Genomic DNA, 26,383 nt, shown 5'->3' on the forward strand with positions numbered 1-26,383 from the left:
GCTGGTCGCAACGGGCTATTGCGGATCGCCTGCTGCGCCGGTATCGCCTCCGCGATCCTGCCGCACACCTTCATCGCGGCGCGCAGGGTCACCCTTGATGGACTTCACCAGCGCCCGGCCGGCTGCGACGATGTAGCCCAGCCCCTCGATCGCTAGCCCGACCTTGCCCAGACCGCGTGCGATCTTGCCGAGGCCCATCAGCCCAGCACCTTCTTCAGCTTGGCCAGATAGGTGCGCTGATCCGTCAACCCCTCCGATCCGCCCTGGACCAGCTTGCAAACTGCCGCGGCGTCGTCGCGATCCGCCGCCGCATTGATCTTGCGCGCGCCCCAATAGGCGCAGGCTACCAGCAGCCCGATCGCCGGCTGCGATACCAGATCAGGATTGGCCAAGACGTCGACGCCGGTCAGCGCCTTCGCCTCTCGATAATTGTCTTCGAAGGTGAGCTGCGTCGGGCCGCGCCCCCGATGGCGCCACCCATCGTTCGCATTGTCGTTGCCAAACCGACCGCCATAAACGAAGTTCGCCAGCGCCTGCGGCTTGCCGGCAAACGGCTGCGCCGATGCAAGCGTCGGGAAGCGCGACGGCCACACCTGCCGCAGCCGCGCCGCGCTGTAATTCAGGTTCTCTTCCATCCGCCTGAAGCCGCCGGTCTCGACGGCCCAGCGCGCGAGCGCATGTGCCAGGCGCAGGGATGTCCCCAGACCATAGCGCGGAAACAGATCTGCCGCAGCCTTGCCCAGATCGCGCGTCAGGTCGCTGGCCGCGCCGCCGGCATAGGAGAAAAGGCCCGCGTGGCTGAGCGGACCGAAGTCCCCGTCGATCTTGCCGGCATAATGGCCAGCCGCCTTCAGCCGGGTTTGCACCGCCTTCTTGTCCATATCGATGTCTCCGATGATGTGCCGCTCAGCGCGGCGTGTTTCCCATGAAGGCGTCGATGGCAGCTTTGAACCGGCCGCCGACGGCGCTCTTGGCGATGCCAATAATACCGGCGCCCAGACTGCCTATGCCTATGCCGGTGATGCCAGCCGCGAGCAGTTCAAGGCTCTGCGCCTGGACCCACAGCACGGCGACGAGAAGGCAGAGCATGGTGATGGCCGCGTCCAGCGTCCATTGCGCCTTGCTCTTCGCCTGTAGGCCAATGATGACGCGGGTTATGATGACTGCGCAGATGCAGACGATCGTGGGGCCAGCGTGGAACGGTTCGCCGAAGATCCACCAGATGACGGGCTCGCGGGACGAGATAGCAGAGGTCATTGCGGCAGCCCCCAGCGCCGCACCCAGCCTCACCGCAGACATACGGCTGCCAGGGCGGCAACAAAACTCAGGATTATGACGATTCCGGCGCGGACGAGCACAGGCCAGCGGGACCACATGTCGACGGGCAGGGGAGCCTTTCTCAACTGATGCTCGATCCCCGGCTCCCCCAGGATCACGATCGTCATCCACATCAGGCCGCACCCGACGGCTATCGGGTCAATCCAGCGCTTTGCCATGCTGACCCGCGCCGACGTCACCACGTCGGCTGGGTTCCAACCCCAGAGGAACATCGCCTCCGCGCCGCAGCGCAGCGTGATGCCAAGGCCCGCCAGAAGCGTGATCCCCCGATACAGGGATACGGGATGGAGAGGATGGTCCCAGAAGCGCTGCGTCCAGATCCGGCTGCTTTGCTTGCCGACCAGCATCGCCCCGAGGAAGGTCGTGGCCGTCATGATGAAGAGGTTGAAGAGGAACAGAGACTCCCCGTTGTCGAAGCTGGGAGGGACGTTTGTGGCCGGCCCCTCCGCGATATAGTTGGCGACGACGCTACCCGCCGCGCTGATCCAGTTCAGCATAGCTGCCTCCCGGTCATATTGCAGGTCACAGGCCGTAAACGGCGGCCACCGCATCGATGAGGGCATTGCGCCGCGCATTGGCCGGGCTGGTGGCGTCGGCGCTGTAGAAGGACAGGCCACCCAGAATGATTACCGCCTCGATCATGCCGCTGAATTTGTGCGTCGGGTTGGACACGCCCGGCCGGCCGCCGAACCAGGTTCCAACAGCAGCGTCCTTCGCGTTTTCCGTGATAGCGCCCAGCAGCGTCTTGCCTAGGAAAGCGGACATGCGGGTTCGCAGCGGATCGTAGTTAACCGTCAGGATCGATCGCGTGCTGTGCGGTATCACGCCGATCAGATTGAGCCCGCCAGTCGATCCGTGGCGTGCTCGCAGCGTCAACGGGCCATCCACTGCTGGCTGCTCCAGCCAGATTTGCAGATATTCTCCGTTCGGCAGTTCGTAAAGGAGCACGCGGATGGCGCTGGCCGTGGTGCCGTTGGCCGGATTGATGACGAAAACGGCAGTGTAATCGCTCGGCATCGCGAACGTCGGCACCGCGAGGCGCTGCTGGTTGTCGGGTAAAGCGGGGAAGACGAAACCGAGATTGTCTTTTGATCCACCGCTGCCGGCGAGCGCGACGCCGTTATCGACCGTCCCGGCCAGCGCGGCCAGCCGGTCGCGAAGCGCGGTTGTCGATCCAGCGAGCAGGCTCTTGGCATCGAGCCAGAGCAGGAGGCCTTCGATATTGACCAGATCGATCTCAGCTTGCGTGATGTCGATATATTGGCCGGCGCGGGCGGCGCTGGTGCGGGTGATGAGGGTGCTGCCACGGGTGGCGGGGAGTGCCATGCTGAAAGTCCTTTCTCAGGCGGAAACGGTGACGGGGATTTCCTGCTGCTGTGCCCAGAGCATCAGCGGCCGGCCGGTAGTGTGCGACCCGAAGAAGCGCAGCGATCGGAAGCAGGCGCGCAGGCCATACTGGCGACCCATACCGTTGCGGTTGGGGGTGCTGGTAACGACGTCGCTGTAGACCTTGGCACCGATGCAACCGACCGACATGACTTCGCCGACGCCCGTCACAGCGGTCGAGACGAGGAAGGTCAGAACGTTGCCATCGACGCGGACGCCGGACACGCTGCGAGAAGCGGTGCTGTCCCGATAACTGACACCATAATTGCCGGGATCGACCACGCCATCGGTGTCGATCATCCATGGTTCGGACAGGATCGCCGTGACTTCGCGGCCGACGCGCCTGGCTGAAATGACATAGGGCCAGCGGAACCGGCCATAGGTCACCATTTCCCAAATGATGTGGCCAGCCAGCTCATCGAAATAGCGATGCGACTGCGCCAGATGGTGCACGGTCGGAACGTCGTTTGTGGTGCCCCAATAGAGCGGCATCGCAACAGCGAAGTTGGATTTGATGGCCGCCCAATTGCTCATGGCCAGCGCGGCTGGCAGTGGCAGGCCACTATTCAAATCTTTGGTCGAAGCCGGCTGGCAAAGGACGATTGGGATCGCATCCGACTGGCCTGTCAGCGCCTTCAGCGCATCCGTTTTGGCGCGTAGGATGTCGAGCCGTGCCTGATATTGGGCGACGGTATCGCCGTCATTATTCTCGCCCTGGTTCCAGATGATCCCCCGAAGGCGCGGCGTAAGGCCGAGCGCGGTTGCGAGGCTAGCGGCGGCGGAGATCATCGTGCGGAAATCCGCCCAAGGCTGCGCATCGCTGCCGACCGACGAGCCGACGAGGTTGGTAAAGCTGGTGCCGGAGAAGGACTGGTTGATGAGCAGCACCTTGGACACGTTGCCCATGTCCAGCGCATAGGCCTCGGCTGCACCCAGCCCTTGCCCTTCACGCTCGCCTACTACCATGTCGATGAAGCTGGTGTAGCGATCAGGCGTGATCGGCGTGGCGGCGTCTCCTGACCCGCCCGCCGACTGGTGCGGATGGGGGCCACCGTTGAAGGTCAGGCACCGACCGGGCAGCGGCGCCTGAAGGGTGAACTTCGGATTGGTGGAGCCGCCCAGCGCATCGCCGTCAAAGCCGCCTGCGTTCGACTGACCCAGCTTGCCGATGATGTCGAGGAACAGCGGCGTCAGGGACGTCGTGGACATCAGCCGGCGCCACGTCACCACGCCGATCGGATAGAGGGCGTCCAGCCCCTTAACCCGCACCATGCCCGGCGATACGACATCGAGCGCGGCAAGGTCGCCCTGTTGGGAGAGGGTGACCACCTGCCGCGCCGGCACGAGCGTCCCGCCGATATCAAAAACCGCCACCTGCTTGCGGCCGAGCGCGGTTTCGCCGGCTGGGTCCGCGATGGACTGGCCAACAATCCCGGTAGTGTAGGGAACCCCGTCATATTCGCCGGTGAGCATCAAGCCATCATCGACCAGAAGGTTTGGCCGATACCCGTTGGTGTATGGCACGCGCACCGAAGGCTCTACCGCCAGCGCGCCCAGCATCAACCGGCCCTGTTCATCCCGGCCGATCGGGAAGGCGCCGTCCTGATCCACAACGACGGCCGACCGCCCGCCGCTGAGCGGTGCGCGCTGGCTGCCGGGCCGTGCAAAGTGACCGTCCAGGCCGTCCGGCGTCATGATCAGCGAGGACAAGCCATTCGCGTCGATTTGCGCTGGCTCCATGCCATAGGTCAGGGGCACCCGCGTGCCCTGAACAGTCGGCGGAAGGTCGAGCGCGTCGACGCCCCGCGCGATCGCGAGCGTGGTCAGATCCTGACCGGAAATGTTGCGGACGCACTCCAGCAGGCCAACGCCATTCATCTCGCCAGAGCGCACATATCCAGGCTTCGCGGCGTCGATCGTGAAGCGCTCGCCGACGTCGATCACGCCGCCGTCTGCGCGAAGCACATCGCTGCGGTCGATCCACCCGGCCGTCTTGACGCGGCCGAAAGCGCCGGGCCGGATGTCCTCCCATGCGATGCCAGCGAAGGTTGAAAAGCGGTCGCTGTTCAGCATCGGCCGGACGGCGCGATGGCTGTCATCCGTGAAGGCCAGCGCCATGCCCATGAAGATCATGGTGCCGCCGCTGTTAAGCAGGCTCGCCTCTTCATCGGCGATGAACGGGCGATACCGCGCACCGACATTATATTCGGAGGCGACAGCCTTGCCGGTCAACGCCGTGTTGATGATCGCGAGGATGTCCGCGTTGGTCATCGCCGTATAGTTGGCGTTGAACACGATATCGACCGCCGCGAAGCCATCGACCTGCACCGTCAGCGTGATCGGCGCACCGGTCCGGTTGCCCAGCCGCGCGCCTAGCTTCGTGATGGCGCCCGGTCGGCCGCTGGTGATGTCGGAACTGATATCGCCCCAGCCATAGGAATAGCCGGCCATGCCGATATCACCATCGACGCGAATGACGCCGGCCGTGCCGGTCTTCCCGCACAGGATCGGCGCTGCCGTACCGCTCAGAACGACCTTGGAGGTCGCGCCGGAGGTGGCGGACGTAATCCGCAGCGCGCGCCCGAAATCCTCGATCCGGAAGACCGCAGGGCTGTTGCCATAGCCGACAAGCTCCCAGCAGCGATGATCGGCGGGCTGCTGATCGAGCGCGGTCGGGAGCCACGGCTGCACCGCCATGGTGATGTCGCCGGAAAGGGTGGTGTTGCTCAGCAGTGCCCGGTTCATGATCATGGAGCCGATCGACTCCAGCCGGAAGCACCAGCCCGCGACGTTGGTCGCCGTCAGCGAGCCGCCGATCCATTCCACGATGGATGGCGACGTGAAGCCGATCTGATCATGTGCGGAGAAAGCAGCGCGCGGCGCGCGGCCCCCGCAATTGTCAAAGCCGAAATAGGAACCCGACGTCGTCCCGAGAGCCCATGCGTGCTGAGACGCCCAGACGGACTGGCCCCAATAGGCATCAGCCGCGTCGTTGCCGAAGTGGACGATATCGACGTTGCGCCAGATATTCCGGCTGTCCGGCGCGAAGTTGACCGAGTCGATATGCGCGCCGTAGCGCATGTTGCCGACCCAGAGCGTGACGTCGCTGACCTCCTGCGTGCGGTTGAAATCGAAGCCGCTGGTCGCCTGAATGGTAGCGATCGGCGTGGTTGCCGGCAGTCGGGCGTCGATGGTCGTGCGGCCCTTGCCGGCACCGCGCAGGATGATGTTTTCGCCGTCCGTGCCGGAGCCAAGCAAGCCAAGGCTGCGCTCGGCGAACACGCCTTCGCCGACATTGACCTGCGCCATTGCGCCCGGACTGCCGAGGGCCGTGGCAGTCTGAAGGGCGAGGGCGATGCTGGCATAGCTGGCCGCATCGAGGATAGCGCCAAGTCGCTTCCCGGTAGCAAACACCGTGCCCACCGCCTGATCGACGGACGTGCCGCGCGTTATCTCATCTCCGAGCAAGGCGGTGCTGGCTGCCTCCTGCATTACATCGGAACTATTGCGGAAATAGTCCATCACCATGTCGGTGAGCTTGATCGTCTCGGCAGTGCCGGCGTTCGCTGCATCGGTCAGCCTGATGTACGGCCGCAGGTCATCGAGCACGATGCCGGTCGGCACAAGGAAGGTGAAGGAGACGATCCAGCGGCCGGGACTTGTCTGGCGGTCGACGACGTCGGACGCGACGACTGCCGCCACGCCAAGATTGACGTCGCGCACCTGCATGTTGATCGTGTGCGTGCGCGCCCAGGAGACTGGCGCATCGAAACCCATGATGATGCGCGCCTGGCGGCCGGGCAGCATCTGGCGTAGCTTGCCCGTCATCGGCAGGCGCCACTGCAAGATGGTGTCCTGCCCGCTTTGGCCGGCCGGTATGGTGATGCCGGTGACGCGTCCAGAATTGTCGTTGGCCGCAGATGCCCCGCCGAAGAGTTGGAAGATCGGCTGCACCTTGCCGAAGATATCGGCGGCAGGGGCGAGGGCAGCAAGGCGCGTGTCCAGCGCCGCGTCGGCGCCGGTCGCGCCGGCCGACGTGGGCGTTGCGATCACATCCCAGATGACCGACTTGACCTCGAACGAGCGGATTGCCGTGGTCGAGGCGTTTGGGCCGATCTGGATGGTCGGACCGACCATCCGCTCATTGCCGACCATGACATAGGTATAGTCGCGGGTCAGACGGGTACCGTTCTGTGCAGCCGGCAGCGCGATGCCCTCATTCTGATCGATAGCGCCATTTTGCCGATCGACGCGGACCGCGTTGCCGCCGAATGGGGTGGCGGCCAGATAGCCGGCCGTCGCCTCCATCAAGACACGGATCCGGATGGTCGAACCCGCGAGGCGCTGGGCTTCCTCATAAGTGAAGGGAATGCGCGGCACTACATTGGAGCCTGCCCCGTTCTGCCCGATGGGGATGGTGAAACCGACGGTCCGGCCGCCGACGATGATTGGCGTTGCTCCGCCGTTCGTCGCAGTGAAGACGGAGGTTTCCAGCAGCTTCTCGCCGGAGGTGGCGGTGATGTTGGGCAGGGCTCCGCCAATGGCGACTGCCTCTTCCACCAGTTCCAGCTGATCGTCCGTCAAGCCGGGGCCGCGCATGCCCCGCTGACGTGGCGCGCGAAAATTATCCGCCATTTACCGTGGTCCCTTTACCGAGATAGACAAATCCGGCGACGGGGCGGTCGATCGCGCCGTCGGCATAGGTGATGATCGCGTCCCAGACGTAGCGGTCCGCCTCGCCCGGCTCGGGCTGATTGAGGCCGCTGGGGAGCGCGTTGATAGCCGCCTTGCTCGCGACAGGAGACAGTCGTAGGACGCGGTCGCCGGGCTTGGCGACGCCGGATGCGATATCCTCGTCGCTTTCCAGTTGATCGGTGAAGGGTACGGAGCCGCAATCGAGTAGGGGTGCGCCCGTCGCGCCCTCGTACAGCCGCCACTGAAGGCTGATCGTCGCGCCGGCCAGAGGCAGCGCCGCGCCGGAATAGGGCAGGTCAATGGTCGGTCGCCACGTCTCGTTGCGTGACGCCGTCAGGTCCAGGCGTTCGGTCATGGGTGCTCCGATATGTGGAGGGCTATTGCTCGATGGCGATCACGGTGACGGTGGCGCCGACAAGCACGGTCAGCACGGCAGTCAGGATATTCGGCGCCTCAACCTTGATCTGGACGCCGGTCTTCGCGAGCGTTGCGGCGACCTGCGTCGCCTTCACCCCGCCGACGGCTGTGGCCGGGATCGCCCAGAAGCCGATCGAGGGTGCCGCGCTGGCGGCGTCGAACATCGTCCCGAATGAAACGACCGCGATGCCCTGGGCATTGGTGATGGCATTGAAGATGCCGAAACGCTTGGCGGCGTTGAAATTGAAGGCCGCCGCCTTGGTCGCGACATAGCCGTCCGTGCCCAGATACATGCCGGTGGCGGGCTTCGTGCCTTCGCCGCCGGTCCAGTCGACCACCTTGATGAGCGTCCGGACACCATCCAGTTCACCGGCAAGGACGGGCGTCCAGCCGTCATTGCCTTCCGGGCCGGGGACGGTCGATGCCGAGCCGGGCGTGCCTGGCGTGCCCGGATCGCCCTTGTCCGCGACATAGGGCATCAGGCTATCGCCATCCTTCATCGCCCCACCGACGACGTTCATTTTGACAGTCATCGGCCGACCTCGCTTAGAGCTTGATGACCCGGCGAACGTGCGGCCGGTTGAGGCTGGTGGTCAGGACGGTGGTCCCGCTCGCCACGGTGCCGGCCACATCCTGCGTCGAGCCGTCGTCGAAGGTGACGCGCATTGTGATCGCGCCATCCGCGACGCCCCGCGCGCCCCAGTTCAGCGTCAGCGCGTCGGCAGCGCGGGTTGCCACCGCACCGCTCGTCTTGATCGGGGAGGTTGCCTTGCTGCCCAGCTCACGCTGGGGCAGGCCTATGCGCAGGGTGAAGTCGATCGCTGCGCCGGCTGTGCTCCAGTTGTAGCGGATGACGTGCCTCGCCGACGTCGCTGTCAGCGTTCGGGTATTGGTATAGCGGGCAAGCGTCGCAGTCAGGCCCGACAATAATGTGCCGCCGCCTTCGGAACCCGCGCGCATTTGCAGATTAGCCACGTTGGCGAGCGACCCAGCGATTAGGGCGAGAAAGGCGCTATTGGTCCAAGTTTGGCCGATGCTGGCCGCCGCGCCAGCATTGTCGGGGCGCAGTGTGAGGACGGTGGTTGCCGACGCGGTGCCGTAGAAACGAATGTCAATGATATCGACGCCGTTGACAGTGCTGAAGCCAACTATCTCGCGGGTCAGGCCTGCACCGCCCTCCGGCATTGTCCATCCCGTCGGCAGTGCGCCGCCAGAGCCGATCACACCAAGCGCAGCGCCACCGGTACCGCTGTTGACGACTTCATTAGCGGTTGATGGCTCGTAGAGCAGGCCAAGCAGTGCGTGCGTGATCGGATGATAGTCGAACCGCGCGACGTCGGCAGCTTCGCTGACAAGGGTGCCCGCTATATTGGTGCGCAGACCGGGGCCGGAGCGCGCTATGGTCGCGCCGGATGGCAGAGCGGTGCCTGTGAAGTCGAACGCCCCGACGTCGGCCGAAGCAGGGTCGGTCGGATCGGATGCTTCGTCATCGCTGTTGAAGGCAACGACCCACCAATAATAGGTACCGGCACCGACGGTGTCGGTGATCTGCTGCACTTGGCCCAAGCCGCCAACGATCGGGCCGGTGATCGCCGTTGCGGCGCTGAAGACGTTAGTGATTCCGCGATAGACGCGGACATAGTCGAAATTGGCGCTGATCGGGTTGCGCCAGGCGACCGCCGCGCCGGTACTAGAGCTTGTGACGGTCAGGTCGGTAGCAGGATCGACGGTGTTGCCGCCATTCTCCCAGCTGTCGCCATCAGCCTCACCGGGCGGAACGAGGGTCGGCGGTGGCGGCGCGGTGCCGGTCATCGCGAGGGCGATTGGATGCTTGGCATTCGTTTCCGTTTCGAAGGTCAGCGTCACGGTCGCGCTCGCGATCTCCTTGTCTGCGGCGGCGATCACGCAGAGGTGATTGAGGCCGCTTTCTGCATCAACGACATTGAGCGCCTCGCCCAGCCGGTAGCGCCACAGGCGCGGCTTGCAGGGGATGCTGATGCCGGACAGTTCGCGGCGACCGAACAGATCATAGGCTGCGAGCTGCGCCGCCTGATCCTTGTCCGTGACCAACTCGAACGACAACTCCTCTTCCTTGGGCTCCCCATCGAGCGCGATGTAGCTTTCGAAAGCGACGGCCTTGGACTGGACATACTCCCACTTGTTCGCTTCCGACCGGTATTTCGGGATGATCGTATTGATGCGATCCTTATAGGTCCGCGTGCCGGGTATGACGCGCTCGCCGTCGGCGAAGTCGTCTATTGTCACCGTGTCCAGCGCGACTTTGGGCGATTGGAAGCGCACCGAGAGCAGTCCGCTTGAAATGACGGGCACCCCGGCGCCCGCCGCGCAGATACGCTTCAGATTGTCCCACAGGCTGATGCCAGGACCGTCGAAGACATGCCCGTCACAATTCCAGCCGTTCGCCTCACAGACATTGGCGAATGCCACCCATTGCGGCCAGTCGAAGCTGTCGAACGGGAAGCCGCAGCCGTTTACCCGGATCGTTTGCTCGCCCGTTTCCGGATCGATCGCATATCGCCCGCGCGCATAGGTGATGGCGTTGAGCGCGACATTGCGATCGAAGGTGAACGTGTCTTCGTCCGCAAACCGATGATCGCCTTCGCCGCCGGGGAAGCTGTCATCTTCCCGCGGATCATAGACGCGGGCGAAGCGAGCGACGATGCCAAAGGCCGGGATGCCGTTCGCCCAGACCTTGTTGTTCCGGTCGAACCGAAAGCTGAGCAAGCTGGCCGCCATGCCGGACAGCTTGTGTGCTGCGCTCCAGTCGGGGATTGCGCCCCACGGCCCGCTCAGGGCCGCTGGCTCCGGTCTTGCGCCAAGCTGGTGATGGGCGTGAAGCCACGAAGAATAGTAGCCAAGTGCGGATGTGCCCGAGAAGCTGACTGCCTGCCAGTCCATCAGCAGTGATTCAATGCCGTCGATCGGGCCGCCGCCGCTCCAGACGAAAACCTTCGTCATGTAGGGGTTCTTGGTCTTTCCGACCTTTCCGCCATAACCCACGTCGTGCAACTGGCTGCCGGCATAATAGCAGCGGCCCATGCCGTACGGGATCGGGTTATTGGCGCCGATCTGCACCTGATTGACCGATCCCAGCATTCCCGGCTTTTTCGCGGTCAGCTGCGCGCCGAGGGATGCCGCCGTCGCCACCGCCGTCGCCACTGTCGCCACCGAACTTACCGTTGCGGCGAGGGATGCCGCTTGAACAGTGTTGCCGAGTATGAGCTGGGCGCCGCCAACGGCACCGAAGCCTGTAGTGGCCAAAGCCACCACGCCGGCAACCATTGCAACGGTACGGAGCGTCTTCGACATCAGACCCTCCAAGCCGCCTTGATCTGGAGCGGGACGAGGTTGACGGGCACATCGCTGTCTTCATGCCAACCGAAAACCTTGTGCCCGACGCAGATGACCGCCGCGTCCATACCGCCATCGCCATCGAGCACGGCAATATCGCCGAGCAGCATCCGCGCATGCGGGATGCGCGGCAGGATGGCGTCGAAGGCGGCGGCCAGCCCACCGACGGACACATAGGCGCGCCGCGCGCCGGTAGCAGACCGGTAGCTCGGCATCTTGGGCGGCTTGTGGCCAAGTTGCAGCAGATGATAGCGAACCATCCGCGCGCAGTCCGCCGTGGCGAAGTCCAGCGGTCGCTGGCGATACTTCGCTAGCGTAGCTTCCGTCGCAACGCGACGCGCTTCAAGGTCGATCATGTGTTAGGCGTCGCCGCTCCCCAGGCGGTCGATCGCGGCATGCCCGTTGCATTTGCCATGCCCAATTCCCCCGGATAACAGGCCTGCTGGAAGCGGTCGTTCAGCGCATTGCCCCGCATGACCATGAACAGCCGCTTCGCTGCGCTCTCAAACTCGATGTCGACCGCGCGGCTGCCCCGACCGGCCCTAATTGTAGAGGTGTCGATGGCAAGGTCGGCGGTCTGCTCGGGCGTACCGACGATCCGGCCGGTGGCGGTGTCATATTCGCCAAGCCAGAAGCGCATCCGACTGCCCTGAAGCGCCGGGTCGTTGAGGGCGATGCCAGCGGCTGAACTGGGAGGCAGGAAGGTCACCTTACCGCCTGGCGCTTCATCTCCTGTCTTCTCTTCGAAGCTCTCCGCCGCGCTGATCGTACCAAACATCGGGTCGATGCAGTCGTAAAGGTCGGCGCCCCAATAGACGAACCCAGCATCGCACATCATGACCGTACGGCCCGGCGTCTCGATCTTCATCAGCGCGACAAGGTTGATGACGCCGCCGGTGAAGGCCATCAGCGCCGCTCCCAAATCTCAAAAGACAGGCCGATGGTCCGATCAAGCGCCAGCTCCCACGACACTTCGTTGCCGCGCACGAACCCCTCGATCATGGGCCGAGACACATGCAGGACAGACCCTGTCGTCGGAGGCTTCCGCAGCATCTGGGTCAAGGTCAGCGTGACCTTGCCATTCGATGCGACGATCGCCGGCGCGGCGATGAAGTCGAAGAAATGTTGGCCGTCGATCTCCAGGCTGACGGGCTGCCCTTCCAGAAAGGCGTAATTCGGGACGCAGTTCATGACAGCCAGGTTGATGCCCGCTTGCCCGGCGCCATCGACCACGATCGGCGATCCATCGGAACGGTTCGGCGCGCCCGGATCGAAGTCGAGCAGAGGGTATTCGATGCGCACACCTTCCTTCTGACCCTTCACCAGCCGGTTGACCCAGATCCTGCCTTCCTTCTGATTTTCGAGGCGTGGCAGAGAGATCGTCACCGAATAGCGGTTGCCTAGGCGATTGAGGCGCTGGACCTCGCCGCCCGTCGCCGGGTCAAGAAACCCGCCGAAATCTTGCACTTTTGGCGACGCTCCGTTGGGTGCCGGCCAGTCGGGGAGGTCGATCATGGAATGGCCCTGCTACCTTTTCGGGCCAGCGCAACTTGGGCGCCCTGCGAACCCGCGCCGGCAGCGCGCATTGCCATGGGCGCGGCGACGCCGGCCGCCCGGCCATCAACGACGACGTCGAAATAGGGGGAGGGGACGATATGCGCGATGCCGCCGCCCACCGGCCCGCCCACTTCGCCCTTGCGGCGAACCGCGAATTCCTCATTCGAGGACATGCGAAAGGAGACGACATTGCGATCGACGCCAGACATGCCCGGTGGCGTCGTGAGCCAGCCGGGCGTCCCATTTTTGAAACCCATGAGGTTGCCGGTGCCGAGCGTGGACGACAATCCGTCAAGATAGGACTGTGAGGACGCACTGACACCGCCGAGGCCAGAGCTTCCGCCGAACACGGCGCCAATGCCCCCGATGATCGATCCTAACAGGCCGCCGCCGCTACCTGAATTGAGGGCGCTGGCCCCTTGTCCGAAAGCATTGCGGAACAGCGAAAACAGGAAGTCGCTGATGCTGTTCAGGCCCTCCTGCATCCCGCGCGCAACCTGATCCTTCCACCAGTTCTTGGCGAAGCCCTTCAGGTCGCCGTCAAGCGCTGCCCGGAGCCCTCCGTTGAAGACGTCGCGCCATTCACCCTGTTGACGGGCAAGTTCCATTTCGGCGTCTTCATTTTCAGCCTGGCCGCGCGCGACACCCTCGGTCAGGTCCTGCGCCTTCAGTTGCTCGATACGACGCTCGATATCGAAGCGGCGCTGTGCCTGGCGGATAGCAACCTCACTATCGCCGCGAGATTTCATGAGATCGATCTGGCGCTGGGCTTCGTCCTGGGCAAGCCACTTCGCCCGGCCGGCAGCGCGGGCGGCATCGACCTTCGCCTGCTGCTCCATCGCCATCGTCGTGGCCTGCTCCAGCCGCAGCTTTTGGTCAGTGACGTCGACCAGCTGCTGCTCAAAGAACAGGATGCGATCCTTCAACTCTTGCTGGCGTTCCAGCTTCAGCGCCAGTTCGTCATCACCGGCCAGACGCGCCATGTCGAGATCGACGCTCAGTTTCTGGTCGGTCAGTTCGCGCTGGGCGGCGACCCGCCGGGCAGATGCGACCGCCGCAAGGTCGGCCTCGGCGGCCTTCTTCGCTTCGACGGCGGTCAGGCCCGCGTCCTCATAGGACTTGATCTGCTGCTTGAGGTCCAACTGATCCTGAAGGCGCTGCACGGTGCCAGTGTCGCCGCGCATCTGCGCAGCGTTCAGTTCGGCCTGAAGGCGCAACTCTTCCCGGCGTGCGGCAAGCTCCTCCTTCGTGGGGCCGGACTTGCCACCGCCGCCTTTGCCGCCGCTCCCGCCGCTGCTATCGCTCGGTGTTGACACAGGAGCGCTGCCGGATGGTTTCGCTGCGGGCGATGCCAGCACAGACTTGTGAGCCGCGATCAGATCTTGTTCTTGCTGCCAGACGCCGCGCCATTCCTGACGCGCTGCGTCCATCGCCCTGTCTTGCTCGGACCGGCCAGAATTGTCACCGCCGCGCCCGCCGCGACGAGTGGAGAGAGGAACGCGCTCCTCATACTGGACGGCGCGGCGCTCGCGCGAACCGGGGACAACCTCATATCGCGTCCGCGTTTCAGTGCGATATCCTGCGCGAGCATCGCGTCCGGTCTGGATAATTGCCGCTTTTCGGATGGCCAGTTCAGCTTGAGCGTGGCGGAAAGCCTCATCGGCCGCGCGTCGATGCTGATCTGCCATAGATCCAATGCCGGCGGCGATTTCACGTGAATTGTCACGCGACATTATAGCCTGATATTCCGCCTGAAATTTGTTCGCGGCACTTTGCTCGTTCGCCATATCCTTGGCACTGGCAGCTGCTTGCGCGCTGGCTTTGCTCATTCCGTAGATGGCTAGTGCAATGCCGCCGATCACCGCCGCCCATGGCATCAGAAACGTCATTGCAGCGCGAAGGGCCGTGAATCCGACGGCAGCGCCAGCGGCGGCGGTGCCGGTGGATGCTGTCGCGATAGCAGTGGCCGCAGCGGCCGGAACGAAGCGCCCGACCAGCATTGTCGTGATGCCCGCCCACATAGCGATCATCTTGCCGCCAACGATCAGAAGAGGGCCGACGGCAGCCGTCAATCCGAGCATCGTGCCGATCGCAAGTTGGATCGGCTGGGGAAGGTCGGCAAATGCACCAATCGTGGCCGCCACAACGGTGAGAACCTTGGTAATGGCGCTTAGGATGCCACTGTCGCCAAGCGATATGGCCGCTGCTTCAAAAGCCTTTTTGACCTGCGTCATCGCGCCGGCCCAGCCCTTCATGCGGGCCTCCATCTGCGTCTGCGCTGAAGCCTTGTCGATCTCTGCCCTGATGCGCGCTAGGCCATCGGCCCCTTGGTTCATCAGCCCGATCGCGGTGCGCATGGCGTCAGTGCCAAAGATCGTGGTCAGAACCTTGCTCTTGGCCTGGTCATTTAGGCCGCCCAGCTTATCTTGCAGGCTTTGGGCAATCTCGCCCATCGACTTCAGGTTGCCCTGCGCGTCGTAGAACGACAGGCCATACTGATCGATCGCTGCGGCTGCCTCTTTCGACTTGCCCGGTAGTGTCGTCAAAAATGTCTTGTAGCTGGTGCCAGCATCTGAACCGGAGGCGAACAGCGATGACGTAGCGGCCAGCACGACGTTCATATCCTCAAAGGACTGCCCGGTGCCACCAGCGACGCCGCCCGCCTGACCGATTGCCAGGCGATAATCGTCAAAGCCCATTTTGCTGACCAGCATCGCGCCGGTCATCTTGTCGACAATGCCGGGCAGTTCGGACACATCTCGCCCGAACTGCTGGAGAATATCTGTCACGGCGTCGGCCGACGGCGCGAACTCAGCGCCATTGGCAGCAGCGAACTTCAAGGTGGCCTCGGTTGCGCCGCCAAGGATCTGCTGAACGTTGAGGCCGTTCTTGGCCAGCATTTCCATGACATCGGCGCTCTCTGCCGCCGTCGCGGTGAAATTTTTGTCTTTGCCGAAAGCGATGGCTTGCTGCTTCATCGCTTCCAACTGCCGGCCAGTCGCGCCGGTAGCAGCTTCCACCCGGTTCATGGCGCTTTCAAACTTCGCGGCCATGCCGAGAGCTGCCCCGCCCACTGCCAAGATCGGGAGCGTGACGCCGACACTGATGGACTTGCCGATATTCTCGACGCGCTGGCCCATTTTCTCCAGTTTGCGAGTGGAACGCGACATTTCGCGCTCGGCGTCGGACAGGCCTTTGTCGAAGGCAGCAGTGTCCAGGCCCAGAATAACCCTGAGCTGGCCGATTACGCTACTAGCCATGCCTGACCCTCTACGTATGATCCGCCACACCAAAAGGAGGCAGAATATGAAAATTTGCGGATGTCTCGGGCTGGCCATCGCCTTGGCCGCCTGCTCAACCGAGCGCAGCGATCAAAAGCCGGAACCTGAGCAAGCGGGGCCCAAGAGCGAGATCACCGAAGAGGGTGGCTCTCTATTTTTCAGCATCGAGGCAGATGCAGTCATAGGAAATACTAGGCCGACTTTGATACTGGTCTGCGAGGGCGGAAAGGCGAAAGATTTTCAGCTGCGATCGGTTCTGGAGCCGTCAAAGCCTACGCCGCTGGCCGGAACGTATGGGCATTTCCAGTTCGATGGCGCAGATCCCGTCAAAGTCGAGATGGCTTGGAATCTGAGCGACCTGTGGGGAGCTAGGGATAATGGCGGGGCACAGGATGGTCGCAAGATTGCGGTGAGAGTTTTTAAGTCGAAACAATTCACCTACGCCCCGCCGTCTGGATACGGTTTAAAAGAAATATCTTGGCGAACTCCGATTATTCCGCCGAAGGTCGTTTCCGCTTGCGCTTAGCATCAAGGAAGTTGCCCCATGCCGCTGCCTGCTTCTGCCAGGTGCGGGCCTTGGTGGCGCGCTTCGGCCCGGACTTCGACAGTTCCTTGCTGAGATCCGGGAGCTTCTTGATGCGCTGATAATAGGCCGTCCGCCACGCGCCCATGATGACCATGTCAGTATCGGCACGGCGGCGGGCGGATGCGGCCTCTACGGCTTGGGCGAAGAGCCGCGGCGTTTGCCGCCAGAAGGCTTCTTCCGGCTGCCCGATTTCGAGCCAGATTTGCCGGCACTTGGCGATGCTCCAGGGGCTGCGCTCGCCCCCATCAGAGGGTCCGCTGCGCCGCCCTCGACCGCCTCCGGGAAGCTGAGAGTATAGGCCTCTGCCAGCAACTCGCTAGCCTTGGCCGGTCCGATCGCCTGAATGACCTTGCCGGCGGTGCGCGCATCGACAGCGCCGTGATGCTCTTCCAGCGCGGCCTGCATGACAGTGATCATAGCAGACGGGGATGCGAGGACGCGGGTGCCGATATCCTCGATCATGCCCTTCAGCGTGGTTTCGACCGCCGCAAGCGCGTTGAAGTCGAACAGGAGGATGCCGCCCTTCTCGAAGCCGACAACGTCGACGTCGGGAAAGGCGACCTCGCCCTTATGCTTGTTCGCGAGCATATCAGCCGGCCGCCGGGGTCAGGACGGGCTTGCCGCTGATCTTGAACGTCGCGGCACCGGTCATCTTGTCATCCAGCGGGGTCGCCCGGCTGTGGCTGGTGAAGAAGCCCTTGATATCCAGCGTTGCGCCGTTGGGATATTCGATCTGCCATTCCGACAGACCACCTTCCTCGATCGCGTCCGTCACAACATCATCGTCAGCAACGCCGGGGATGAGGTTGTACGTCAGCGTGGTTTCGCCGGCATCCTTCAGGCCCGGCTTGAACTCGCGCCAGCGCTCGGGCGAGGTCATATGCGTGAACTCGACCGAATCGATGGTGGTTTCCGGCGGCTCAAATTCTACGACCTCCGCGAGCGTGACATAGGTCGACGCTCCGGTCTTCTTTTTGAACAGGGTGCCATAACCGATATCGGTGGCTTCAGCGGTGGCTGCCATCTTTACGCTCCTGATAGTTTGGAATGCCAGACGTCCAAATCGAGACGGGCGCGGTGGATAACCCCACTGCCAACCGCCTTGTCCTCGTCCGTGCTGGCGTCACGGTCGATGACGAAGATGCGAAAGCGATAGCCCCCGAAGGTGGCGCGCAGGCCGTTCAGCCCGGCTTTGCGCCCCGGCGGCGCGATGATGTGCGAGACGTCGCGCGCCTGCTTGAAGGTGGTGCCCCAGCTGTCCACCTGCACCCGCGCGCGTACCCAGCCGCTAGGGGCGGCAAGGTTCATCTGCTCGATGCTGCTGATGTCCCAGAGAACGACGGACGGGTATGGCCTCCCCTGTGGCGACAGGTTCCAGTCCACCCGCGTGCCGACGGCGGCAGGCATGCCGGTCAGCGCCAAGATATAGGCGCGCAGCGCTTCTTCCATGTCAGCCGCGCCGGGCCGTTTTACGAGCGTGGCGGCGGGCGGCGCCATCGACCGCTGCGCCTAGATCGGCCGCGAGATCGGTCAGCAATTCCTGATTATGCGCGTCCCACGCCTTGCGCATATAGCCATCGGGCGGATTTTTTATGCTGCCGAACTCGCGGGCCACGGCATGGCCGTGTTGCGTTTGGTCTGGCCCCATATAGACTTCAACCACGGCCTTGTCGGCGAAGCGCTTCTTGCGCTGGCCATGCGTGCCCTGGCGGGTCGATATAGCGATACTGTCGCGCAATTCGCCCTCGCCGACCGGGGCGCCGGCCTTGGCCGTGTCTCGCATCGGCTCCAGCCGCTTCTTGCCGAACCGGGTCAGCGCCGCTTTGCCGGTAGCGCGGGGCAGCGAGCGCAGGACATTGTTGATGGCGCTCAGGCCCTCGATCCGCGTTTTCGACATGTCATGCCTCCCGAGGACGATCGGGGCGGGCGGCGGTCGTGATCTCAATCACGTCTTCGCGCTCGCGCCCTTCCTTGGTGCCAGTCACCGCATAGGTGACGCCCTGATGCTTGATGATGAAGCCGCCAATGATGGTGCGGGTGAGGCTGTCGGACCGGACCGTCCAGCGCGTGGTGAGCTGCTGGCCATTCTCGCCAGCTTTCAGCTTTTCGCCATCGCTGACGTCCGCCTTCTTCGCCCAGCGCTTGCCGATCTCCGCAAATGGCCCCTGCACCGTGGCGGTGCCATCATCGATCGGAGCGGCGCCCCAGATGGAAATGCGGCGATCGAACGCTCCTGCGGACATGCGGCCCATCAGGCATAGACCCGGAAAGGCGACAGTAGGTTTTCAACGGTAGTCGACATGGGGATGGACGTCGGCGCAATGTTCATGTCGCTGGCCGTTTCGGTGAAGCGGTACATATCCCCCACCATGAGCAGGATCGCCTGCTTGATCGGTTCGGGGACGTCCGGCTCCAGCGGCTCAGCCTCCGGGTCGGCGGGATAGCCGGCGCGGTACTGGATGCGTACCGTCTCCGCATAGCCGCGATAGGCGCCCGGCGTTGGCCACGATTTGCCCCAGGCGGAGCCGAGATCATGGCCGAACAGTTCGTAGGAATCTGCGGCGACAAGCTGGGGCTGTCCCTGACCGTCGAGATAGTGGACCGACACGATATCAATGACCGGCCGATAGGGCAGGCGGATGATATCGCAGAAGCCGCACATGCGGGCTTCCAGCGTCTGCGGTCCCAATGCCCGCCCCAGCCAGCCGTCGGGACCGTCGATATGTTGCGTGGCCGCCTTGATCAGTCGCTCGATATGCGGGCGCTGCTCTTCCCCGGCGTCGAGGTGCAATTGCTGGTCAGCTTCCTCCCACGTCACAATGGGCGCGGGAGGAATGATGACGGTGACGCGCATGCCCGGTCAGTCGATCAGGAAGTGCAGCTTGCCGCTCTTGGCGTTGCCGCCCTGGGCGACCACCACCTTGAGGCGGTCATTGGCAATAGCCGGCTTCGCCAGCACCGCTACGCCGCCGGAGGCATAGAGAGCGGCAGCGCCGGCCGTGGTATGCGTAGCCGCGCGGGGATAACGCGACGTCGCAGCATTGACGTTATTCTCCGCCCAGATCTGTTCGCTGGTCGCATCAGCGGTGACGACAAAGTCGACGCCATCGGCGAAGTCGACCTTCTCATAGACGATCGAGCAGATTTCGCCCGACACGCGGGGGCTGAACACGGTCGCGCTGCCATCGGCGGCGGTGGTGATTTCTACAGTGATGCGGCGCATTGTTATTCTCCCTCGCGAGGCGGCTGTGCGCCTTTCGGCTTGGTGGTCGGCTTGGGTGCGGGCTTCGGCGATGCTTCGTCAGCATCGTCCGCCACCTCTACCGCGCGACCACGTTTGATGAGGTCGCGTCCATAGACATCCGACACGGTGACCTCGCTGCCGCGCCGGATCATGCCTTCGTCACCCCGAAAGGTGCTGAGTGCTTTGATTTTCATGATTGCCTCCATCGATGCCGGCCCGGCCGAAGCCGGGCCGGCGCACCGGTTACGAGCTGAACGGACCGGTGATGAAGCCCTCCGGCCGCTTCACGGCGAGCGCGGCGCGCTCTTCGCAGCGGACGGTGATCATGTTCTTTTCGAAGTCGTCGTTATTCTCGGTGGAGATCACGACGTTGGCATCTTCGCGGTCGAACAGCTGCGCGCCCGTCTTGAACGGGCCGGTCAGGAACTCGCCCTGGAATTCCGGCACTTCGGTCGGCACGATCGGCAGACCCCACAGGGTCGGGCCGGCCAGTCGCAGCGGATTGGCCAGCACATAGTCGCCGACCTGATTCTTGGTCAGTTCGATCTTGGCCCAATCGATGAAGTGCATGACGAAGCCGTCGGCGGGCAGGCGAGCCAGCTGCGACTGAAGCATCGCCAGGCGGAGGTCATCGATCGGCGTCTGGAATTCGACCGTGAAGGCCGGATCGAACGCCTGCGCCTGCGGCACGATGCCCTCCAGATGGACGCCGGTGCCATCACCGAACAGGATTTCCTGCTCTTCGGCATATTTCAGGCCGTAGCGCATTTCAGCGTCGACGGTGGACTGAAGCTGCGCGAAGTCGTCAAGGATCTGCTTGGATGCCTTGAAGAGGTGGGCGATGGTTGCGACCGGCGTGATCTTCGTCGCGAAGCTGATGGTCGATTCCGGCTTCTTCGTGCCTTCCGGCACGACCGCCGCATTATTTACGAAGCCGGTCTGCTGCACCCAGAAGATGGCCGGCGACCCGGTGCGGCCCGGCGCGATGAGGTCGCGGATAAACAGCCGCTGTTTCGGCATCACGTCGATGCCGGGCAGGCGCTGAGGCTCGACCACGCCCTCGGCAACGCCCGAACTGAGCAGGGCGTTCTGAATATCGCTGATCGCGATATTGAGGCGCTGGCCGCCTTGGAGCGATGCAGAGAAACCCTTCAGCTTCGCTTCGTCGGCAATCAGCTGTGCGCCGACGCTCTTGGTGCGGTCGCTACCGCCACCGGGACGGCGCACCGAGCGCTGCTCGACCTCGCCCAGCTGCACCTTGAGCGCTTCCACAACGCCGACCAGTTCGGTCTGCTTGGTCGCCATCTCATCGACGGTTGCCTTGGTTTCGTCCGCCAGCTTGCCGGCGTTCTTCACCTCCGTCATGGCCGCTTCGGCCTTTTTCGTGAAATCGTCGCTAACGCGCACGAGTTCTGCCGACACCTCCTTGAGGAGGGTCGCCGTGTCCTTATCCGACATGATAATTTCTCCTGGCCGCTATGGCCGCTTCAACTTGAGATGGGCCAGAGCAAGGCTCAGCCCGATGGCAGGGTCGACAGCGCCCGGCGTGTCGGCATCATCGACAGCGCTCGGCATGCCGGTGAGGTCTTTGACGAGGCGGCGGCGCTCCGCGCGGGGAACGCCCGCGCGCGCCATGGCGGCCTCGATCTTGTAGATGGGGGACATTTCCGATTCTGCGCGCACGGCGGTAGGCACCTTGTCGGCATCAAGGAAATGATCGGCAAAGCCCAGTTCGACCGCCTTCTTGCCGGACAGGAAGGTGGTGGCGTCCATCATGGCCGCGACATCCTTGGCGCTCTCGGCGGTACGATCCACAAAGAGGTCGACGCAGGCCTCATCGAAAATGGCCATGGTGTCATGCGCTTCTTTCATCGCATGGCGGTCACCGACAGCGATCCACTGCGTGTTATGGATCATCATCAGGCCCGCTTTGGCAATTTCGATCTGGTCGCCGGCCATGGCAATGATAGCGGCGGCCGACGCCGCGATGCCGATAACCTGCACGGTTACCTGATGCGGGTGCTGGCGAAGCATGTTGTAGATCGCCAGGCCTTCGAAGAAATTGCCGCCGGGACTGTTCATCTGAACGGTGACAGGCTTCGCGCCGATCGCGCGCAGGGCGGCGCTGACCCGGTTGGCCGTGACGCCGCGACCGTCATAGCTTTCGCCGATCGGGTCAAGGATGCTGATGACGTCGTCGCGGCCCTCTGCCGCCGTCACGGCACTATTCCAAGACGCGACAGCCTGCGGAGCGAGGTCGAAGCTTACCTCTGCCTTGGGCGGCGTGATCTGGATATCGGGGAGGGTGCGGAGGCTCATGCGTCTTCCTCGGTGGTCGGGGCAACTTTCGGCAGCGCGCGGGGCTGCCCAGCCATGGAAAGGGGAATGAGGGTCGAATTGATGTACAGTTCGTCGGCCATTGGATGAGGATCGGGTGGCAGATTTTCCTTGCGCCGCCATTCGTTCGGGCGAAGGCCTGCATTCTGCATCATCTTCGACATCAGTTCGGCGCGCGTCTTGCTGTCCGCACGAAGAATGCCCTCGACCGCAAATTCAACGAAGACGCCCTTGCTCTTGTCGATGGGCGTCAACAGATCCTTTTTAATCCGCTGCTCGATGCGCGTTAGATAAGGGCGCAGGCCCAAGGTCAGCCAGCCCAGCATGATCTGCTCGACGCCGCTGCCCCACATGGTCTGGCCTTCGGAGGCGTGGCCGATGAGGATCGGCGGAACGCCCAGCCAGCGGCATACGTCTTCGATGTTGAAGCGCCGCGACATGATCAGTTCCGCGTCACGGGCCGACATGGTGACGTTTTTGAAATCGACGCCGCCCTCCAGAATGCCCGCCCATGGGGCATTGCGTCCGGAATTCGCGTCGATCAGCGTGCGCTTGGCATCGGCGCGCTGCTCGGGCGTCAAAGGCTTTTGGCCCGCCGGCATCACGAAGAAGCCTTTGCTTCTCATGCCCTTGGAAAAGACCTGTCCGGTTTGCCGCTCGGTGGCCTTGGAAATGCCCAGCGTGTTTCGCGCGTAGCTGACAGGCGACATGCCCAGATCGCCATCGCCGAAGCCGCGGATATGAAACACCTCCTTCTCCGGCAGCGTCTCTTCTTTCCCGCGATCGAAGAAGCGATATTTCAGCGCGCCCGATTCATCGCGCGACACGGCTGTGTCTGCGGGCATCCGCTCCAAAGAAATCAGCCGCCCGCTTGGGGCGGTTTTCTTCTGAGCATAACCATTCCCACCGGTGCAGAGGCCGAGGATGCGGCCCTCCCAGAACTCTACCGCCGTTTGATCCGCGTTCGGGCTGTCGTGGAGCAGAGCGTAGAGAGGGTGGTCGGACACGGCCTGCTTATCGCCGGATGGGCCGCGCTGGTAGACGTTGATCGGCAGAGTTGCGATCGTCTGGGAAATCAGACGAGTGGCGGCCCAGAAAGCGGAGAGCTGCATGGCGCCATGACTGGTAACGACTTCATCGGCATAATTGTCGACGCCGCTATAGGCAGCCCAGAATCCATCATCTGCGGGCATCGCGCCGACAGGGCGCTCGCGCCAGAAATTCCACCACGCCATCAGGCCATCACCGCGTTGGCCAGGAAGTCGCCAAGGTTGCCCTCTTCTTCAGGTGGCAGCATCTTGGGCGCCAGCGAATGCACGGTCGCATCGACGCCATCGATCTTGTTCATCGACATTGGCGTCTCCTTCTTCGGCAAGATCGAGCCGTCTATGCGGCGATCGACAACCGCATTGCCGACGCACCAGGTCATCACCGGATTGTTATCGTGGCGGAGCAAATGCGGGCCGCCGATGACGCGGTTTTCCAGATTGCGCGCCGGGTTGGTCACGTTCTTGGCGTTCTTCGGCAGGATCGACGCGAAGCCGGTGCCGTCATCCAGATCCGCATTGAGCCGGACGGCCATTTCTTCAGCCGCCGCGAAGTGGTCGAAAACCGTATTGCCGACCCGAAGCACCGATTTAAGGCGGCGTATCAGCCGCTCGACGCGGGCCTGATCCACCCAATCGCCCGGCGTCAGGATCAGCTTCCCCTCTTTATGCCACTGGCGATAGAGCGTCACATTGTTGCGGTCGCTCTGGCCTTCGCGGTTCAGCACCGCCTCGGGCAGGAAGAACCACGTCTTGAGCAGCATCTGATCGTCGCCGGTGATGGCGGACAGCGCCACAGAGGTGAGGTCACTCTTGTGCGCAAGGTCGGCGCCGATGTCACAGTCAAGCCCGGCGAAGTCCCGAAGCCGAAGCGTATCATCGCCGCACAGCAGCCATTGCGGGACGCTGAGCCATGCCGTTGCCGCAGACATCCAGCGGTTGAGGCGCTTGGTAAAGAACTCGCCTTCCTCGCCCGGCGCGCCCTTCGCCTTGATGGCGAGGCGGCGCATGGAGGCAAGGCTGGGCGTGATCGGCATGAGAGGATTGGCCTTGGGCCAATTCTTCTCATCATAGGGATCGTCCCCGACCTTCCTTTCGGGGGTGAAATCCTTGGGTCCGTCGAGCGTGAAGATGATGCCGAACACATGGTCGGCAATGATCGACCGCTCCAGCATCTTCGTCGTGAACGTCCGCTGCTCGTAGCAGACGCCGTCCAGAATATAGCCGGCCGTCGTGATCTTCCAGTAAAGCGGATTCCGGCGCGCACCGTCGGCGGAATGAACGACGTCGTAGAGGCCGCGATCCTTGTGTGCGTGCAGCTCGTCCAGCACCGCCAGATGCGGGTTGTGGCCGTCCTGGGTCGCAGACTTGGAGTTGATGGTCTGGATCGTGCCGCCGTTCATGTCGCAGGTGATCGCCCGCGCCCATGCTTTCAGCGCGAAGGCCTCCTGCAAGTCCGGCGTCTTCTGCACCATCAGCTTGGCGGGGTTGAAAACCTTCTGCGCCTGGGCGCCGGTGGTGGCGCCGATCAGTGTCAGCGGCCCCGGCTCATCCTCGCAGCAGGTGCAATACAGCACCACGCCAGCGGTCAGTGTCGACTTGGCGCCCTTTCTCGCCATCTCGATATAGGTGTCAGTGAAGCGGCGCAGGCCGGTGGCCTTCTCCCGCCAGCCGAAGACCATGGCCAGAATGAATATCTGCGCCGGCTCCAGCGTGAGCGTGGGTGTTTCCCAGCGCCCTTCGACGTGCGGCAGGCCCTCGATGAAATCGCAGACGTCGTTCGCGTACCAAGGATCGAACTTGTAGGGCCAGTCCTTTTGCTTCGACCGCTTGAGATCGTCTAGGTGCCGCTGCCCTGCCAGGCGAACCCATTTGCAATGATGGACCTGCTTCTTGTCCGCCGCCGCGCGCTTGGCATAGGCCAGCGCGATAGCGGCGAAGTCACGACCGGTTTCCTGCGCCGTTGCGGGCGAAGCGATTTGCTGGCTTCGCGCCATTCGCATTACCTCCGACGCCGACGCGGCTCTTCGGCCCGGCAATTCTCAGCAGCTCTTCATGCTGGCGAAGGACGGTCAGATAGGCCGCCGATGGCAGTTCGCCGGCCGAACTGAAAGCCACGCGGACCTCAGCCTCCAGCGAGCAGTACCGGGCGAGCAGGGCGCTATCGACTTCCGTCACGCCAGCCGCCATCACGCGGCCAATGACTTCCTGCCAGACCTCGATCGCTGCCGGGGTCAGATATTCCGGCTGGATCGGGGGATCACCGGGAACGATGATCTCCGTCTTGACGCCGTCGCGCACTGGTTGGAATGTGCCGCGCGCCAGCTTGGCGCCGGGCGTCTCGGGCTTGGGTCCGCGCTTCATCGCCGGGCCTCCTGAAATTTAATTGGCACGCAAAATTTAATTCGCACCGAAAGTTTAATCTGCACGCGCAGAAAAAAGGCCCCACGCTCGGTCCCAGAGCCATCGACCCCCTACTTTTTGCCCACCCCCCCTCTCAGGGGCAAAATCGGGTCCGATCCGGCCCAAAATGGGTCAAAAACGGCCGATTTCTGTGGGTTTCAGCCTTGGTTCAGGGTGACGTCGGTGCCGTCGACGTCGAAGGCCACGACGGCGCGGGAGGTTCCGTCGGCCAGCGTCGTAACCTGGCACGACACCTGACCGGGCAGGGCCTCGCCGTCCGGGCCACACATGACCAGCATGGGCAGACCGCCGGACCAGCGGGGAGGGCGAACGCGGACGTTCAGCGATGCAATGCCATCAGCCATGCTCAGCGTGCCTCGAAGCGGAGTGCGTGTTTAGCCATCCACTCCACCGCCGCATCGGCATCGGTCAGGATGCCGAGATAGCACAGGACATAGATGGCGATCATGGCAGGGCGATATAGCCAGCGCTTGCGCACATGCAGGGTCAGAGTCAGTTGGGCCATCCGTCCGCTCCTATGCCCATGTAGCCACAGGACGCAGGCAAACCAACGGCAGCGACGATCGATGCCCTGGGCTGGTGAGCCATACGACCTCGCCGACATTGTCCGCAGCTTCAACAACAAGCCCCAGTGGACTCCCACTCGCCAAGCGCACAAAGTCGCCGACGACGACCGGCTCATGAGTCGCCCGTTCAACGA

General features: G+C 63.4%; 30 protein-coding genes. 1 reads left to right on the forward strand and 29 read right to left on the reverse strand.

Going from position 1 to position 26,383, the window contains the following annotated elements; genetic code table 11:
- Nucleotides 1–15 precede the first annotated feature (15 nt).
- The 13 genes from RQH62_RS04130 to RQH62_RS04190 are packed head-to-tail and all read right to left on the reverse strand — an operon-like array spanning nucleotide 16 to nucleotide 16,025.
- Nucleotides 16–198: a hypothetical protein gene (locus RQH62_RS04130; RefSeq protein WP_311267436.1), complete on the reverse strand. Its 183-nt coding sequence runs from the start codon at nucleotides 196–198 to the stop codon at nucleotides 16–18.
- The gene (locus RQH62_RS04135; RefSeq protein ID WP_311267437.1) at nucleotides 198–881 is read right to left on the reverse strand and encodes a glycoside hydrolase family 19 protein; all 684 of its coding nucleotides are present in this window, start codon (nucleotides 879–881) and stop codon (nucleotides 198–200) included. The genes RQH62_RS04130 and RQH62_RS04135 overlap by 1 nt, the downstream gene beginning before the upstream one ends.
- Before the next feature lie 25 nt (nucleotides 882–906).
- On the reverse strand, nucleotides 907–1,257 hold the full coding sequence (locus RQH62_RS04140; protein ID WP_311267438.1) for a hypothetical protein: 351 nt from the start codon (nucleotides 1,255–1,257) through the stop codon (nucleotides 907–909).
- Nucleotides 1,258–1,286: 29 nt separating this feature from the next.
- Nucleotides 1,287–1,835 carry a hypothetical protein gene (locus tag RQH62_RS04145; protein WP_311267439.1) on the reverse strand — a complete coding sequence of 183 codons (549 nt, stop codon included), beginning with the start codon at nucleotides 1,833–1,835 and terminating at the stop codon, nucleotides 1,287–1,289.
- Between the two features lie 25 nt (nucleotides 1,836–1,860).
- On the reverse strand, nucleotides 1,861–2,664 hold the full coding sequence (locus tag RQH62_RS04150) for a hypothetical protein (protein ID WP_311267440.1): 804 nt from the start codon (nucleotides 2,662–2,664) through the stop codon (nucleotides 1,861–1,863).
- A gap of 15 nt (nucleotides 2,665–2,679) precedes the next feature.
- On the reverse strand, nucleotides 2,680–7,323 hold the full coding sequence (locus tag RQH62_RS04155) for a hypothetical protein (RefSeq protein WP_311267441.1): 4,644 nt from the start codon (nucleotides 7,321–7,323) through the stop codon (nucleotides 2,680–2,682).
- A 25-nt stretch (nucleotides 7,324–7,348) separates the two neighbouring features.
- Nucleotides 7,349–7,774: a hypothetical protein gene (locus RQH62_RS04160; RefSeq protein ID WP_311267442.1), complete on the reverse strand. Its 426-nt coding sequence runs from the start codon at nucleotides 7,772–7,774 to the stop codon at nucleotides 7,349–7,351.
- 22 nt (nucleotides 7,775–7,796) lie between these two features.
- A complete protein-coding gene (locus RQH62_RS04165) occupies nucleotides 7,797–8,369 on the reverse strand; it encodes a hypothetical protein (RefSeq protein ID WP_311267443.1) in 573 nt (190 codons plus the stop codon).
- Nucleotides 8,370–8,382: 13 nt separating this feature from the next.
- Entirely contained in the window at nucleotides 8,383–11,166 is a 2,784-nt protein-coding gene (locus RQH62_RS04170; protein WP_311267444.1) for a hypothetical protein, read from the reverse strand.
- Nucleotides 11,166–11,564: a DUF6950 family protein gene (locus RQH62_RS04175; RefSeq protein WP_311267445.1), complete on the reverse strand. Its 399-nt coding sequence runs from the start codon at nucleotides 11,562–11,564 to the stop codon at nucleotides 11,166–11,168. The genes RQH62_RS04170 and RQH62_RS04175 overlap by 1 nt, the downstream gene beginning before the upstream one ends.
- Nucleotides 11,561–12,115, reverse strand: a complete 555-nt coding sequence (locus RQH62_RS04180) for a hypothetical protein (protein ID WP_311267446.1) — start codon at nucleotides 12,113–12,115, stop codon at nucleotides 11,561–11,563. The genes RQH62_RS04175 and RQH62_RS04180 overlap by 4 nt, the downstream gene beginning before the upstream one ends.
- Complete coding sequence (locus RQH62_RS04185; protein WP_311267447.1) at nucleotides 12,115–12,723, reverse strand: hypothetical protein; 609 nt, start codon at nucleotides 12,721–12,723, stop codon at nucleotides 12,115–12,117. Before RQH62_RS04185 ends, RQH62_RS04180 begins: the two co-directional genes overlap by 1 nt.
- Nucleotides 12,720–16,025 carry a phage tail tape measure protein gene (locus RQH62_RS04190; RefSeq protein ID WP_311267448.1) on the reverse strand — a complete coding sequence of 1,102 codons (3,306 nt, stop codon included), beginning with the start codon at nucleotides 16,023–16,025 and terminating at the stop codon, nucleotides 12,720–12,722. Before RQH62_RS04190 ends, RQH62_RS04185 begins: the two co-directional genes overlap by 4 nt.
- Before the next feature lie 46 nt (nucleotides 16,026–16,071).
- On the opposite strand from RQH62_RS04190, the gene RQH62_RS04195 reads away from it, so the two are divergent.
- A complete protein-coding gene (locus RQH62_RS04195; RefSeq protein ID WP_311267449.1) occupies nucleotides 16,072–16,572 on the forward strand; it encodes a hypothetical protein in 501 nt (166 codons plus the stop codon).
- Here the strand turns inward: RQH62_RS04195 and RQH62_RS04200 are convergent.
- The 16 genes from RQH62_RS04200 to RQH62_RS04275 form a co-directional block, all read right to left on the reverse strand.
- Complete coding sequence (locus RQH62_RS04200; RefSeq protein ID WP_311267450.1) at nucleotides 16,538–16,726, reverse strand: hypothetical protein; 189 nt, start codon at nucleotides 16,724–16,726, stop codon at nucleotides 16,538–16,540. The genes RQH62_RS04195 and RQH62_RS04200 overlap by 35 nt on opposite strands.
- A gap of 35 nt (nucleotides 16,727–16,761) precedes the next feature.
- Nucleotides 16,762–17,220: a hypothetical protein gene (locus tag RQH62_RS04205; RefSeq protein WP_311267451.1), complete on the reverse strand. Its 459-nt coding sequence runs from the start codon at nucleotides 17,218–17,220 to the stop codon at nucleotides 16,762–16,764.
- Between the two features lies 1 nt (nucleotide 17,221).
- The gene (locus RQH62_RS04210; RefSeq protein WP_311267452.1) at nucleotides 17,222–17,656 is read right to left on the reverse strand and encodes a phage tail tube protein; all 435 of its coding nucleotides are present in this window, start codon (nucleotides 17,654–17,656) and stop codon (nucleotides 17,222–17,224) included.
- 2 nt (nucleotides 17,657–17,658) lie between these two features.
- On the reverse strand, nucleotides 17,659–18,081 hold the full coding sequence (locus RQH62_RS04215) for a DUF3168 domain-containing protein (protein ID WP_311267453.1): 423 nt from the start codon (nucleotides 18,079–18,081) through the stop codon (nucleotides 17,659–17,661).
- A gap of 1 nt (nucleotide 18,082) precedes the next feature.
- Complete coding sequence (locus RQH62_RS04220) at nucleotides 18,083–18,529, reverse strand: HK97 gp10 family phage protein (RefSeq protein WP_311267454.1); 447 nt, start codon at nucleotides 18,527–18,529, stop codon at nucleotides 18,083–18,085.
- A gap of 1 nt (nucleotide 18,530) precedes the next feature.
- Nucleotides 18,531–18,884, reverse strand: a complete 354-nt coding sequence (locus tag RQH62_RS04225) for a head-tail adaptor protein (protein WP_311267455.1) — start codon at nucleotides 18,882–18,884, stop codon at nucleotides 18,531–18,533.
- Nucleotides 18,884–19,486: a head-tail connector protein gene (locus RQH62_RS04230; protein WP_311267456.1), complete on the reverse strand. Its 603-nt coding sequence runs from the start codon at nucleotides 19,484–19,486 to the stop codon at nucleotides 18,884–18,886. The genes RQH62_RS04225 and RQH62_RS04230 overlap by 1 nt, the downstream gene beginning before the upstream one ends.
- A gap of 6 nt (nucleotides 19,487–19,492) precedes the next feature.
- Nucleotides 19,493–19,855 (reverse strand): hypothetical protein, encoded by a 363-nt coding sequence (locus tag RQH62_RS04235; protein ID WP_311267457.1) that lies wholly within the window; start codon nucleotides 19,853–19,855, stop codon nucleotides 19,493–19,495.
- A gap of 2 nt (nucleotides 19,856–19,857) precedes the next feature.
- Nucleotides 19,858–20,070, reverse strand: a complete 213-nt coding sequence (locus tag RQH62_RS04240) for a hypothetical protein (protein ID WP_311267458.1) — start codon at nucleotides 20,068–20,070, stop codon at nucleotides 19,858–19,860.
- Between the two features lie 49 nt (nucleotides 20,071–20,119).
- Complete coding sequence (locus RQH62_RS04245) at nucleotides 20,120–21,334, reverse strand: phage major capsid protein (protein WP_311267459.1); 1,215 nt, start codon at nucleotides 21,332–21,334, stop codon at nucleotides 20,120–20,122.
- A gap of 18 nt (nucleotides 21,335–21,352) precedes the next feature.
- Nucleotides 21,353–22,195 (reverse strand): head maturation protease, ClpP-related, encoded by an 843-nt coding sequence (locus tag RQH62_RS04250; protein ID WP_311267460.1) that lies wholly within the window; start codon nucleotides 22,193–22,195, stop codon nucleotides 21,353–21,355.
- Complete coding sequence (locus tag RQH62_RS04255) at nucleotides 22,192–23,448, reverse strand: phage portal protein (protein ID WP_311267461.1); 1,257 nt, start codon at nucleotides 23,446–23,448, stop codon at nucleotides 22,192–22,194. Before RQH62_RS04255 ends, RQH62_RS04250 begins: the two co-directional genes overlap by 4 nt.
- Nucleotides 23,448–25,262, reverse strand: coding sequence for a terminase large subunit domain-containing protein (locus tag RQH62_RS04260; protein ID WP_311267462.1), 1,815 nt, complete (start codon nucleotides 25,260–25,262; stop codon nucleotides 23,448–23,450). The genes RQH62_RS04255 and RQH62_RS04260 overlap by 1 nt, the downstream gene beginning before the upstream one ends.
- On the reverse strand, nucleotides 25,201–25,623 hold the full coding sequence (locus tag RQH62_RS04265; RefSeq protein WP_311267463.1) for a hypothetical protein: 423 nt from the start codon (nucleotides 25,621–25,623) through the stop codon (nucleotides 25,201–25,203). Before RQH62_RS04265 ends, RQH62_RS04260 begins: the two co-directional genes overlap by 62 nt.
- 197 nt (nucleotides 25,624–25,820) lie before the next feature.
- Entirely contained in the window at nucleotides 25,821–26,027 is a 207-nt protein-coding gene (locus RQH62_RS04270; protein WP_311267464.1) for a hypothetical protein, read from the reverse strand.
- 2 nt (nucleotides 26,028–26,029) lie between these two features.
- The gene (locus RQH62_RS04275; RefSeq protein ID WP_311267465.1) at nucleotides 26,030–26,188 is read right to left on the reverse strand and encodes a hypothetical protein; all 159 of its coding nucleotides are present in this window, start codon (nucleotides 26,186–26,188) and stop codon (nucleotides 26,030–26,032) included.
- Nucleotides 26,189–26,383 lie beyond the last annotated feature (195 nt).

The organism is Sphingobium sp. WCS2017Hpa-17 (genome assembly GCF_031843765.1).
Classification (GTDB): Bacteria; Pseudomonadota; Alphaproteobacteria; order Sphingomonadales; family Sphingomonadaceae; genus Sphingobium.

Bases quoted from the DNA above. Each gene is read 5' to 3' on its own strand.
- RQH62_RS04230 (WP_311267456.1), bottom strand. From the start codon at position 19,486: ATGCGCGTCACCGTCATCATTCCTCCCGCGCCCATTGTGACGTGGGAG.
- RQH62_RS04210 (WP_311267452.1), bottom strand. From the start codon at position 17,656: ATGGCAGCCACCGCTGAAGCCACCGATATCGGTTATGGCACCCTGTTC.
- RQH62_RS04145 (WP_311267439.1), bottom strand. From the start codon at position 1,835: ATGCTGAACTGGATCAGCGCGGCGGGTAGCGTCGTCGCCAACTATATC.
- RQH62_RS04205 (WP_311267451.1), bottom strand. From the start codon at position 17,220: ATGCTCGCGAACAAGCATAAGGGCGAGGTCGCCTTTCCCGACGTCGAC.
- RQH62_RS04225 (WP_311267455.1), bottom strand. From the start codon at position 18,884: ATGGGCCGCATGTCCGCAGGAGCGTTCGATCGCCGCATTTCCATCTGG.
- RQH62_RS04235 (WP_311267457.1), bottom strand. From the start codon at position 19,855: ATGCGCCGCATCACTGTAGAAATCACCACCGCCGCCGATGGCAGCGCG.
- RQH62_RS04160 (WP_311267442.1), bottom strand. From the start codon at position 7,774: ATGACCGAACGCCTGGACCTGACGGCGTCACGCAACGAGACGTGGCGA.
- RQH62_RS04200 (WP_311267450.1), bottom strand. From the start codon at position 16,726: ATGGTCATCATGGGCGCGTGGCGGACGGCCTATTATCAGCGCATCAAG.
- RQH62_RS04245 (WP_311267459.1), bottom strand. From the start codon at position 21,334: ATGTCGGATAAGGACACGGCGACCCTCCTCAAGGAGGTGTCGGCAGAA.
- RQH62_RS04175 (WP_311267445.1), bottom strand. From the start codon at position 11,564: ATGATCGACCTTGAAGCGCGTCGCGTTGCGACGGAAGCTACGCTAGCG.
- RQH62_RS04165 (WP_311267443.1), bottom strand. From the start codon at position 8,369: ATGACTGTCAAAATGAACGTCGTCGGTGGGGCGATGAAGGATGGCGAT.
- RQH62_RS04215 (WP_311267453.1), bottom strand. From the start codon at position 18,081: ATGGAAGAAGCGCTGCGCGCCTATATCTTGGCGCTGACCGGCATGCCT.
- RQH62_RS04170 (WP_311267444.1), bottom strand. From the start codon at position 11,166: ATGTCGAAGACGCTCCGTACCGTTGCAATGGTTGCCGGCGTGGTGGCT.
- RQH62_RS04260 (WP_311267462.1), bottom strand. From the start codon at position 25,262: ATGCGAATGGCGCGAAGCCAGCAAATCGCTTCGCCCGCAACGGCGCAG.
- RQH62_RS04220 (WP_311267454.1), bottom strand. From the start codon at position 18,529: ATGTCGAAAACGCGGATCGAGGGCCTGAGCGCCATCAACAATGTCCTG.
- RQH62_RS04155 (WP_311267441.1), bottom strand. From the start codon at position 7,323: ATGCGCGGCCCCGGCTTGACGGACGATCAGCTGGAACTGGTGGAAGAG.
- RQH62_RS04255 (WP_311267461.1), bottom strand. From the start codon at position 23,448: ATGGCGTGGTGGAATTTCTGGCGCGAGCGCCCTGTCGGCGCGATGCCC.
- RQH62_RS04130 (WP_311267436.1), bottom strand. From the start codon at position 198: ATGGGCCTCGGCAAGATCGCACGCGGTCTGGGCAAGGTCGGGCTAGCG.
- RQH62_RS04150 (WP_311267440.1), bottom strand. From the start codon at position 2,664: ATGGCACTCCCCGCCACCCGTGGCAGCACCCTCATCACCCGCACCAGC.
- RQH62_RS04140 (WP_311267438.1), bottom strand. From the start codon at position 1,257: ATGACCTCTGCTATCTCGTCCCGCGAGCCCGTCATCTGGTGGATCTTC.
- RQH62_RS04180 (WP_311267446.1), bottom strand. From the start codon at position 12,115: ATGGCCTTCACCGGCGGCGTCATCAACCTTGTCGCGCTGATGAAGATC.
- RQH62_RS04275 (WP_311267465.1), bottom strand. From the start codon at position 26,188: ATGGCCCAACTGACTCTGACCCTGCATGTGCGCAAGCGCTGGCTATAT.
- RQH62_RS04265 (WP_311267463.1), bottom strand. From the start codon at position 25,623: ATGAAGCGCGGACCCAAGCCCGAGACGCCCGGCGCCAAGCTGGCGCGC.
- RQH62_RS04135 (WP_311267437.1), bottom strand. From the start codon at position 881: ATGGACAAGAAGGCGGTGCAAACCCGGCTGAAGGCGGCTGGCCATTAT.
- RQH62_RS04270 (WP_311267464.1), bottom strand. From the start codon at position 26,027: ATGGCTGATGGCATTGCATCGCTGAACGTCCGCGTTCGCCCTCCCCGC.
- RQH62_RS04195 (WP_311267449.1), top strand. From the start codon at position 16,072: ATGAAAATTTGCGGATGTCTCGGGCTGGCCATCGCCTTGGCCGCCTGC.
- RQH62_RS04185 (WP_311267447.1), bottom strand. From the start codon at position 12,723: ATGATCGACCTCCCCGACTGGCCGGCACCCAACGGAGCGTCGCCAAAA.
- RQH62_RS04190 (WP_311267448.1), bottom strand. From the start codon at position 16,025: ATGGCTAGTAGCGTAATCGGCCAGCTCAGGGTTATTCTGGGCCTGGAC.
- RQH62_RS04250 (WP_311267460.1), bottom strand. From the start codon at position 22,195: ATGAGCCTCCGCACCCTCCCCGATATCCAGATCACGCCGCCCAAGGCA.
- RQH62_RS04240 (WP_311267458.1), bottom strand. From the start codon at position 20,070: ATGAAAATCAAAGCACTCAGCACCTTTCGGGGTGACGAAGGCATGATC.